Here is a 312-nt window from a genome sequence, read left to right as displayed (position 1 = left end):
ATGTTCCATCAACACCGTTATTGTCTTGAGTGTTTAAATTAGTAACTGCTGGAAGTTCTGCAGCATCGCATACAGAACTATCTACATAATTAAATACGGTGTCAACTGAATCACTAACAGTTACGGAGAAGTTAAACTCATTGTAACAATTATCTGCTGGTGTGAATATATAGGTATAAACATCATCTACTTCACTAACTGACCAAGTTCCGACAACTCCATTGTTGTCTTGAGAGTCTAAAGTTGAAACTTCTGGAAGCTCTGTAACATCACACACTGAACTATCTGTGTATGTAAACACAGTGTCAACTG

The 312-nt window shown here is 36.9% G+C and carries 1 protein-coding gene; it reads right to left on the bottom strand.

Features of this window, described 5'->3' with window-relative positions; genetic code table 11:
* Positions 1 to 312 (bottom strand): hypothetical protein (locus tag NLM59_RS11550; protein WP_304417933.1); only part of this gene is annotated, 312 nt, incomplete at both ends.

This window comes from Profundicola chukchiensis (assembly GCF_029664245.1).
Classification (GTDB): domain Bacteria; phylum Bacteroidota; class Bacteroidia; order Flavobacteriales; family Weeksellaceae; genus Profundicola; species Profundicola chukchiensis.
The sequence above is the reverse complement of the archived record's forward strand: the minus strand, read 5'-3'. Positions and strand labels throughout refer to the sequence as shown.